This is a genomic window from Streptomyces sp. NPDC058964, from assembly GCF_042741275.1.
Lineage (GTDB): Bacteria > Actinomycetota > Actinomycetes > Streptomycetales > Streptomycetaceae > Streptomyces.
On record NZ_JBHYKH010000343.1, the window covers coordinates 1 to 9,796 of the forward strand.

General features: G+C 72.5%; 9 protein-coding genes. 6 read left to right on the top strand and 3 right to left on the bottom strand.

The annotated features are described in order from the left end of the window. The first annotated feature begins 188 nt into the window (after positions 1-188). Genes ACFW2E_RS32130 through ACFW2E_RS32140 form a run of 3 tightly spaced genes read left to right on the top strand, consistent with a single transcriptional unit; the run spans position 189 to position 3,938 of the window. Positions 189-1,349 (top strand): NAD(P)-binding protein, encoded by a 1,161-nt coding sequence (locus ACFW2E_RS32130; protein ID WP_384470948.1) that lies wholly within the window; start codon positions 189-191, stop codon positions 1,347-1,349. Positions 1,350-1,395: 46 nt separating this feature from the next. Beyond that, positions 1,396-2,376 carry a zinc-binding dehydrogenase gene (locus ACFW2E_RS32135; RefSeq protein ID WP_384470951.1) on the top strand — a complete coding sequence of 327 codons (981 nt, stop codon included), beginning with the start codon at positions 1,396-1,398 and terminating at the stop codon, positions 2,374-2,376. Between the two features lie 56 nt (positions 2,377-2,432). After that, a complete protein-coding gene (locus ACFW2E_RS32140) occupies positions 2,433-3,938 on the top strand; it encodes an MFS transporter (protein WP_384470954.1) in 1,506 nt (501 codons plus the stop codon). Here ACFW2E_RS32140 and ACFW2E_RS32145 read toward each other — a convergent pair. The 3 genes from ACFW2E_RS32145 to ACFW2E_RS32155 are packed head-to-tail and all read right to left on the bottom strand — an operon-like array spanning position 3,927 to position 6,502. Beyond that, the gene (locus tag ACFW2E_RS32145) at positions 3,927-4,418 is read right to left on the bottom strand and encodes a GNAT family N-acetyltransferase (protein ID WP_384470957.1); all 492 of its coding nucleotides are present in this window, start codon (positions 4,416-4,418) and stop codon (positions 3,927-3,929) included. The genes ACFW2E_RS32140 and ACFW2E_RS32145 overlap by 12 nt on opposite strands. A gap of 2 nt (positions 4,419-4,420) precedes the next feature. After that, positions 4,421-5,827 carry an NAD(P)/FAD-dependent oxidoreductase gene (locus ACFW2E_RS32150; protein WP_384470960.1) on the bottom strand — a complete coding sequence of 469 codons (1,407 nt, stop codon included), beginning with the start codon at positions 5,825-5,827 and terminating at the stop codon, positions 4,421-4,423. A gap of 9 nt (positions 5,828-5,836) precedes the next feature. Then, positions 5,837-6,502: a rhomboid-like protein gene (locus tag ACFW2E_RS32155; RefSeq protein ID WP_384470963.1), complete on the bottom strand. Its 666-nt coding sequence runs from the start codon at positions 6,500-6,502 to the stop codon at positions 5,837-5,839. A 10-nt stretch (positions 6,503-6,512) separates the two neighbouring features. Here ACFW2E_RS32155 and ACFW2E_RS32160 point away from each other — a divergent pair, with 10 nt between their 5' ends. From ACFW2E_RS32160 to ACFW2E_RS32170, 3 genes are all read left to right on the top strand, one after another. Further along, a complete protein-coding gene (locus ACFW2E_RS32160) occupies positions 6,513-7,430 on the top strand; it encodes an aminoglycoside phosphotransferase family protein (RefSeq protein WP_384470972.1) in 918 nt (305 codons plus the stop codon). A 76-nt stretch (positions 7,431-7,506) separates the two neighbouring features. Continuing rightward, positions 7,507-8,616: a nitrous oxide reductase family maturation protein NosD gene (locus tag ACFW2E_RS32165; RefSeq protein ID WP_384470966.1), complete on the top strand. Its 1,110-nt coding sequence runs from the start codon at positions 7,507-7,509 to the stop codon at positions 8,614-8,616. Positions 8,617-8,707: 91 nt separating this feature from the next. Further along, complete coding sequence (locus ACFW2E_RS32170) at positions 8,708-9,736, top strand: methyltransferase (RefSeq protein ID WP_384470969.1); 1,029 nt, start codon at positions 8,708-8,710, stop codon at positions 9,734-9,736. Positions 9,737-9,796 lie beyond the last annotated feature (60 nt).

Genomic DNA, 9,796 nt, shown 5'->3' on the forward strand with positions numbered 1-9,796 from the left:
GCTCGTTTTTGTTTAAAAGACACAGCCCCCCCACTCCCCGCCACTCCGGCCGCCGGCTCCGGCCCTCCGCTCCGGTCCGCGCGGACGCCGCTTCTGCGGCCGCATGTCACATTAGGCGCCCCCGGCGGCGTCGTACTCGCGGACAGGCACCACGCAAGGCGTCCCCGACCCGAGGGAGAACCACAGCCATGCATCGCATCACCGTCATCGGCGGCGGCTTCGCCGGACTGACCGCGGCCATCACCGCCGCCGAGGCGGGCGCCAAGGTCACCGTGTACGAAGCGCACCACACCCTCGGCGGGCGGGCGCGCACCGCCGAGGGCCGGTACCGGACGAACGAGGGCCCGCACGCCCTCTACAGCGGCGGCCCCCACTGGGCCTGGCTCAAGCAGCGCGACCTGATCGGACCGCTCGCCCCGATCCCGCCCCTGGAGGCGGCCCGGCTCCGGCTCCGGCATCACGGGATCCTGCGCCGCACCCCGCCGTTCGCGATGCTGAAGCTGCTGCGGCCCGGCGCCCAGCAGGCACCCGTCGACGCCGACTTCCTGAGCTGGGCCACCCGGCAGGCGGGCGAAGAGGGTGCCCGCGCCGCCGCCAACTACTCGGCCGTCGCCCTCTTCCACCACGACCCGGGCATCCTGTCCGCCGCCTTCGTGCAGGAGCGGCTGCGCCGCGCCACCAAGCTGCCGCCCGAGGCCCACCATCCACGCGGCGGCTGGGGCAGCGTCATCGACCGGATGGCCGCGCGGGCCTGGAACCTCGGCGTGCGGATGGAGACGCTGTCGCGCGTCGACACGCTGCCCACCGGCACACCCGTCGTCGTCGCCACCTCGCTCGACGCGGCCCGGCGGCTGCTGAAGGACGACTCACTGACCTGGACCGGCGGCCGCACCGCCCTCATCGACCTGGCCCTGCGCACCCGGCGCGGCGACGCCTTCGCCGTGTCCGATCTCGACTCGCCCGGGTGGATCGAGCGGTTCACCGCGCAGGACCGGAGCCTGGCCCCGGCCGGTGAGCAACTCCTCCAGGGGCAGATCCCGATCGGTCCCGGCGAGTCCCGGAACGACGGTGTCGCACGTGCCGAGGACCTCCTCGACCTCGCCTTCGACGGGTGGCGGGAGCGGGTCGCCTGGCGGCGCGAGGCCCTCGCCAACGGCCGTACCGGAGCCGTGGACCTGCCCGGAACCAGCTGGCGGGACCGGCCCTCCATCGACCGCGGCGACGGCGTCTACCTCGCCGGTGACCAGGTCGCCGCCCCCGGCGTGCTGTCGGAGGTCTCCTTCAACAGCGCCCTCACCGCCGTGTCCCTGGCCCTCGGCCGGCACGCCCTTGACCTCAAGCACGCTTGAGGTCGAAGGCTGGACGTCGACCGACGAACACCTCGATGGGGGTCCCATGCACGCCGTCCGCCTGCACGCCTTCGGTCCGCCCGAGAACCTCGTCCACGAGCGGGTGGCGGATCCCGTGCCGGGGCCCGGCCAGGTCCGCATCGCCGTCGCCGCGGCCGGTGTCCACCTCCTGGACACCGCGCTGCGCGAGGGCCTGCGGGGCCCGGCGACCGGGCCGGCGCGGCTGCCCACCGTCCCGGGCCGCGAGGTCGCCGGCGTAGTCGAGTCCCTCGGCGAGGGCACTCCCGGGCTGTGGCTCGGCAGACGCGTGGTCGCCCACCTGGGCTTCGCCCCGGGAGGGTACGCCGAGCTCGCCGTGACCGACGCCGGGCGGCTGCACGAGATACCGGAGAGCCTCGGCTTCGCCGCCGCCGTCGCCATGATCGGCACGGGGCGTACGGCGCTGGGGATCCTCCGGTTCACCGAGCTCGGCCCCGACTCCGTGGCCGTCGTACCGGCGGCCGCGGGCGGCATCGGCACCCTGCTCGTGCAGTACGCCGGGAACGCCGGCGCCACGGTGATCGGTCTCGCGGGCGGTGCGGAGAAGGTGGCACACGTGCGGAAGAACGGGGCCGGTCTCGCCGTCGACTACCGGGACCCGGCGTGGCCGGAACAGGTCCGCGCCCATCTGGCCGGGCGGCCCGCCACCGTCGTCTTCGACGGGGTCGGCGGCGATGTCGCCCGGGAGGCCGTCGCCCTGCTCGGACCCGGTGGGCAGCACCTCGTCTTCGGCTGGTCCGCGGAAGGGATCAACGCCGGGCGGGGGTACTTCGTCGACGGCCTGTCCGAGCAGGTCCTGGGGCCGGAGATGCTCAGGCGGGTGGGCGGCCCGAGCCCCCTGCGCACCCTCGAACCGCGTGCCCTCGCACAGGCCGCGCGGGGCCGGCTGACGCCCGCCGTGACGCGCTTCCCGCTCGCCGAGGCGGCCGCCGCGCACCGGGCCCTTCAGACGCGCGGCACGATCGGGAAGGTGGTCCTGGAGCCATGAGCAGGCGCGGTACGCCCCCGGATGCGATACTTCCCGATCCATGGTCTTCTGACCAGGTGCGTATCACCCGAAAAGGTGAGGCCTTCGAGGGAACCGAGGCAGCGGACCCCCACCGCTGGTGGGGCCTGGTGGTGATCGCGCTCGCGCAGTTGATGGTCGTGCTGGACGCGACGATCGTGAACATCGCGCTCCCCTCCGCCCAGCGCGCCCTCGGCATGTCCGACGGCAACCGCCAGTGGGTCATCACCGCCTACACGCTGGCCTTCGGCGGACTGCTCCTGCTGGGCGGCCGGATCGCCGACCTGGTGGGCCGCAAACGCACCTTCGTCATCGGGCTGATCGGCTTCGCGACCGCCTCCGCGCTCGGCGGCGCGGCCACCGGCTCCGGCATGCTCTTCGGCGCCCGCGCCCTGCAGGGCGCCTTCGCCGCCGTACTCGCGCCGTCCGCGCTCAGCCTGCTCACCACGACGTTCACCGACCCCAGGGAGCGCGGCAAGGCCTTCGGCATCTACGGCGCCCTCGCGGGCAGCGGATCGGCGATCGGGTTCATCGTCGGCGGCCTGCTCACCGAGTACCTGAACTGGCGCTGGTGCCTCTACGTCAACGTGCCCATCGCGATCATCGCGGTCTTCGGCGCCTTCGCCCTGCTCCGCGACCGCCCCGGCTACGCGGACGCCCGGCTCGACGTGCCCGGCGCGGTGCTCGGATGCGGCGGACTGGTCGCGATCGTCTACGGGTTCAGCGAGGCCGAACCGCGCGGCTGGACCGACCCGCTGGTGCCTGCCCTGTTCGGCACGGGCGTGCTGCTGCTCGTGGCGTTCGTGTGGTGGCAGACCCGGGCACCGGTGCCGCTGCTGCCGCTGCACATCGTCCGGGACCGCAACCGGGCCGGCTGCTTCCTGACCATGGCGCTCGCCGTCATCGGCATGTTCGGGCTGTTCCTGTTCATGACCTACTACCTGCAGGTCATCCTCGGCTACTCGCCGGTGCGCACGGGCCTGGCCTTCCTGCCGCTGACCGCCGCGATCATCGTCGGCTCCACGCAGATATCGGCCCGGCTGCTGCCCCGGGTGGCGCCGCGCATGCTGATGGTCCCGGGCATGGTCTTCGCATCGAGCGGGATGGTCGTCCTGACCGGGCTGACCGTCGGCTCCTCGTACACCACCGAGATCCTGCCCGCCCTGCTCCTGATGGGTCTCGGCATGGGCCTGACCTTCATGCCGGTCTTCGCCACGGCCACCGCGGGAGTCCCCCCGCAGGACTCCGGGGTCACCTCGGCGACCGTGAACACCTCGCAGCAGGTGGGCGGTTCGATCGGCACGGCGCTGCTCAACACCATCGCCACCACCAGCAGCACCGCCTACATCGCCGCCCATCTCCACGGCCCGGCCCAGCGGGCGACCGTGATCCCGGAGGGCGTCGTGCACGGCTACACGGTCGCCATCTGGTGGGCCGCGGGAGTCATGCTCCTTGCGGCCCTGGTCGCGGGCCTGATGGTGACGGCGAAACCACCCGGCCGCGCGGCCCCGGCGGAAGCGCCCGTCCCCGAATCAGCGGTCTGACCCACCGCCCCCGCCCAGCTCCACCAGCGCTGCACCGGTCAGCCGGTACACCGTCCACTCGTCCTGCGGCCGAGCCCCCAGAGCCTCGTAGAAACCGATCGCGGGCCGGTTCCAGTCCAGGACCGACCATTCCAGTCGCTCGTAGCCGCGCTCCGCGCAGATGCGCGCCAGCTCCGCCAACAGCGCCCGGCCGTGGCCGCCGCCGCGGGCGGTGGGGCGGACGTAGAGGTCCTCCAGGTAGATGCCGTGGACGCCGCGCCAGGTGGAGAAGCTCAGGAACCACAGCGCGAACCCGACCGTGGCGCCGGTCGCCTCGTCCACCGCCACGTGCGCGAAGACGGCGGGACGCTCGCCGAAGAGGGCCACGCGCAGCTGCTCCTCGGTCGCCCTCGCCTCCTGCGGGGCCTTCTCGTACTCGGCGAGTTCCCGGATCAGGGTGTGGATGACGGGTACGTCCGAGGGGGTCGCGGAGCGGATCACGGTCAGTGCCGCCCCGCCACCCGGTCGGCGATCCGGGCGAGCCTCGACGACTCGGTGCCCGGATGGAGGCGCTCGCGTTCGTCGGCGGCCCGGTAGGTGGCGTACATGCCCTGGACGCCCAGCCACCGGAACGGCTCGGGCTCCCACTTGCGCACCTTGTGGTTCACCCACGGCAGGTCCGTCAGCTCGGTGCGGCCTCCCTGGCCGGAGTCCTGCTGGACCAGGTCGCGCAGGGTGCGGGCGGCGAGGTTGGTGGTGGCCACGCCCGAGCCGACGTAGCCGCCCGCCCAGCCCAGGCCCGTCGAGCGGTCCAGGGTGACGGTGGCGCACCAGTCGCGGGGGACGCCGAGGACGCCCGACCAGGCGTGCTCGACGCGGACGCCGGCCAGGGAGGGGAAGAAGCGGACCAGGATCTCCCGGAGCGCCTCGACGGTCGTCTCCTGGGTGCGGCCGTCGTTGTCCGTCCGCGAGCCGAAGCGGTACGGCACTCCCCGCCCGCCCAGCGCGATACGGCCGTCGGCGGTGCGCTGGGCGTACATGTAGGCGTGCGCCATGTCGCCCAGGGTCTCCCGGCCGTCCCAGCCGACGGTCGCCCACTGCTCGTCGGTGAGCGGCTCGGTCGCGATCATCGAGGAGTTCATGGGCAGCCAGGTGCGCTTCTGGCCCTTCAGGCTCGCCGTGAAGCCCTCGGTGCAGCGCAGGACGTAGGGGGCGCGGACGGTGCCGTAGGGGGTGACCGCGTGCTTCGGGCGGATCTCCGTCACCGGTGTCGACTCGTGGATGGTCACGCCGAGGGCCTCCACGGCCGCCGCGAGCCCCTTCACCAGCTTGACCGGGTGCAGCCGTGCCCCGTGCGGGGTCCAGGCCGAGCCGACGGCATCGGCGACCCGGATCCGCTCGCGCGTCTCCCGGGCGCCGTACAGCTCACGGTCCTTCTCGCCGTACGACAGCTCGTGCTCGTGGAAGGCCTTCAGCCGGGCCAGCTGCGCCGGGGTGGTCGCCACCTCCAGCACCCCGCCCTTGTGCAGGTCGGCCTCGATGCCCTCGTCCCGCGCGACGGCGACGACCTCGTCGACGGTGCCGTTCATCGCCTGCTGCAGCCGTACGGCGGCCTCCCGGCCGTGCAGCCTGGCGTACCGGTCGCGGCCGGCGACGCCGTTGTACAGCCAGCCGCCGTTGCGCCCCGAGGCGCCGTAGCCGCAGAACTTCTGCTCAAGGACGGTGACGCGCAGGAAGGGGGCGGCCTTCTTCAGGTAGTACGCGGTCCACAGTCCCGTGTAGCCGCCGCCGACGATCACGACGTCGGCGGACGCGTCACCCGGGAGCGGCTCCCTGGTCTCGGGGAGGCCGTCGTCCGCGTACCAGAAGGAGATGCCGCCGTTGACGACACTGCTTGCCGAGCTGCTCATGGCCGGACGTTAACTCCTGAGGGTGGCCAGTGTCTCCTTCGGATTCCATGCTTTTCCCCGGCCTCTGACCAGCGGATAGCAGGCGAGGCCGATCAGCAGGGACGCGAAATGCCCGAAGTCCGTGAAGGTGCGCCCGGCGACCAGCGGAACGCCGTAGACGGACAGCGCGACCAGCAGATACGGGTACCGCCAAGGCGTCGCGATCCGGTAGGTGAGCACCCCGATGACGCCCGCCAGCGCGTAACTCACCCCGATGTCGAGGGTGTTGACCGCAGTGTGCGGGGCGATCCCCTCCCGGATCGCCTTCAGCAACGCGCCCTCGCTGAGCAGGGTCGCGAGCACGTGCGCGGCCACGCACACCGCCAGGAAGCGGACGGTGCCGAGCCAGCGTTCGGCCTGGGCGTGGAAGACCGTGAACAGGGCGGCGTACGGCAGCCAGCGCCCGCCGTCGATCCACATGGCGCTGGTGATCAGCACCCGTACGGGGTTCTGCGACAGCTCGCGGATGTTGGTCGAGCGCTGCCGCAGGAAGTCCTCCTCGAAGTCCGGCGACATGTGGTGCAGGGCGAAGGTGGTCAGGAAGAGGATCAGCAGCCAGACGTACGTTGCCGGGGCGCTGCGCACATAGGCCGCCGCCGCCCGGAGCCCACGCCGAAATCCGCTGACCCGGTCCACAAGCGTCAGTATCGTCGGGAAGGTGATCCAGGTGCCCGGCGAGCTGGCCGCTTCACAGCGCAAATTCAACGGGGACGCGGGGCGGGCGTTCGTCGCCGGCCTGCCACGACGGGCCGAGGAGTTCCTCCGCCGGTGGGAGCTGAGGGTCGAGGGGCCCGCCATGTACGGGATGTGTGCGCTGGTCCTTCCGGTGGTCCGCGCCGACGGCACCCCGGCGGCGCTGAAGCTCCAGCGGCTGGACGCGGAGAGCGAGGGCGAGCCGCTCGCGCTGCGCGCCTGGGGCGGCGACGGGGCCGTGCGACTGCTGGAGCACGACGAGCCGAGCTGCACTCTGCTGCTGGAGCGGCTGGACGAGACCCGGGTGCTGACCGACCTGCCCGACCCGCGTGAGGCCGTGCGCGTCGTCGGCGGGCTGCTGGCCCGGCTGACCGCCGTTCCGGCGCCGCCGGGGCTGCGGCGGCTCGGGGACATCGCGCGGGGCATGCTGGAGCGGGTGCCGTGGGCGCTGGAGCGGGTTCCCGTCCCGGCGGACCGGCGGCTGCTGGCGGACCGCGCGGCGGCCGGGCGCGAGGTGACGGACGAGCCCGGGGACCGACTGCTGCACTGGGACCTGCACTTCGGCACCGTCCTGGCGGCCCACCGGACGGGCGGCCGCGTCGAGGCAGGCGGTGACGAGTGGCTCGCCATCGGTCCCAAGCCGCTCGCGGGCGACCCCGGCTTCGACCTGCTGCCCGCGATCGACAACCGCTACGACCCGGCCGAGACCGGCCGGTGCTTCGACACGCTGACGGACCTGCTGGGCCTGGACCGGGCGCGGGCACGCGCGTGGACGCTGGGGCGAGTGCTGCAGAACTGCCTCTGGGAGATCCGGCACGGCCGCGCACCGGGGACGACGCAACTGGAGATCGGACACGCGCTGCGCGGATGACGGGCCGCCGCCGTGACACGCCACCGGATGGCCCATCCGGCCAGCCCGGGGGCCAATCGGTCATAGCGTGCAGGATATGACGAAATGCCATATCGCCTACCTGGCGTGCACCGCCGCGCTCCTCGGGGCGGGGCTCGGCGCCACTCCGGCCGCCGCGGTCCGCGCGACCCTCGTGGTCCATCCGGGGGAATCGATCCAGAAGGCGGTGGATGCCGCCCAGTCCGGGGACACCGTTCTGGTGGCGCCCGGCACCTACTACGAGAGCGTCAAGGTGACCACGCCCGGGCTGACCCTGCGGGGCTCGGGCCGCACCACCGTGATCATGCCGGACCCGAAGGTGGCCGTGACACCGCCGGGCACCACGGCGAGCTCGTCCGCGGACACGACGAAGGACACCGCCAGCTGCGCCGAGGGCGGCAACGGCATCTGCGTCGTGGGCACCAAGACCCACAACCTCGAGGGCGTCACCGTCTCCGACCTGACCGTGACCGGCTTCGCCCGCAGCGGGGTCTTCGGCATGGCGACCGACGGCATGACCGTGCGCAAGGTGTACGCCGTGAAGAACGGGGTCTGGGGCATCGCCCAGGAGCGCTCCGTGCACGGCGTCTTCCGCAAGAACTACGCCCGGGACAACGGCGACGCGGGCCTGTTCCTCGCCAACACGATCAAGGCCGAGGAGGGTGCCACCGACACCGGCGGCGTGGTGGTCGACCGCAACCGCCTGGAGGGCAACCGGATCGGCCTGACCGTCCGGCGCCTGCGGAACCTCACCGTCGCGGGCAACTACGTCACGGGCAACTGCGCGGGCGTGTTCGTCGTCGGCGACGAGAACAAGCCGAAGGCCGGCGCCGTGACCGTGCGCGACAACCTCCTCGTCAGCAACAACAAGTCCTGCCCGAAGACCGAACGGCTGCCCGCTCTCCAGGGCTCCGGCGTCGTCCTGACCGGCGCCGAGGACAGTCTGGTGACCCGGAACCTGATCACGGGCAACGCCGGCAACTCGCCGCTGTCGGGCGGGATCGTCCTGTTCAAGAGCTTCGTGGGCGTCACCAGCGAGCGGAACCGGATCAGCGACAACACGCTGGACAACAACTCCCCGGCGGACCTGGTCAACACGGACACCGGCCAGGGCAACAGCTTCACCGGCAACTACTGCCGGGCCTCCAAGCCGTCGGGCCTGTGCTGACCCGGCCGTGACCGGCCGCGGGCCCGGGAAGTGCAACGAGAAGTCCACGTGAAGTCCACGTGAAGTCCAACGTAAGGAAGGAAGGCGGCACATGACGACCGCACCATCCGCCCCACCGCCGTCCATGCGGCTGCGAGAGCTCGTGTTCGGCGCGGCCTGTGCCGCCGCCGTCCGCGCGGCCGCCCGGCTCGGCGTCGCCGACTCACTCGGGGACGACCCGATGGCCGTGGAGGACCTCGCGGCAGTGGTGAAGACCGAACCGAAGCCGCTGCGCCGGCTGCTGCGGGCCCTGTCCTGCTACGGCGTCTTCGCCGAACGGCCGGACGGCACGTTCGCGCACACCGAGATGTCCCGGCTGCTGCGCGAGGACGACCCGAACAGCCTGCGCTACATCTCGCTGTGGTGCACCGAACCGTGGACCTGGGACGCCTGGCCCAAGCTGGACGAGGCCGTGCGCACCGGCCGGAACGTCGTCGAGGACCTCTACGGCAAGGAGTTCTTCCAGTACCTCAACGAGGACGCCCCGGAGTCGGCCGACGTCTTCAACCGTGCGATGACCACGTCCAGCGAGCAGTCGGCGCGGGACGTCGCGGACCTGCTCGACCTGTCCGGCAGCGACTCGGTCGCGGACATCGGCGGCGGCCAGGGGCACGTGGTGGCCAGCCTGCTCGACAAGTACCCGTCGATGCACGGCAGCCTGCTCGACCTGCCCCGCGTGGTGGAGAACGCCGTGCCGCGGCTGCGCGCGGGCGGCGACCTCGCCGACCGCGCACGGATCGTGCCCGGCGACGTCCGCACCGAGATCCCGGTCAAGGCCGACGTCTACATCATCAAGAACATCCTGGAGTGGGACGACGAGAGCACCGCCAGGACGCTGCGCAACGTCATCGGGGCGGGTGGCCCCGGAACACGGGTCGTGGTCATCGAGAACCTCGTCGACGACACCCCGTCGATGCGGTTCAGCACCGCGATGGACCTGCTGCTGCTGCTCAACGTCGGCGGGGCCAAGCACACCACCGAGAGCATGGTGAGCCGGCTGACCGCGGCCGGCCTGGTCGTCGACGACATGCGTCCGGTCAACCCCTACCTGCACGCGTTCGACTGCCACGTCCCCGGGTGACGGCACACACCCGCAGACCACCCGGGGGGCGGGCGCGCGCGCGCGGCGGGCCGGGCGCGC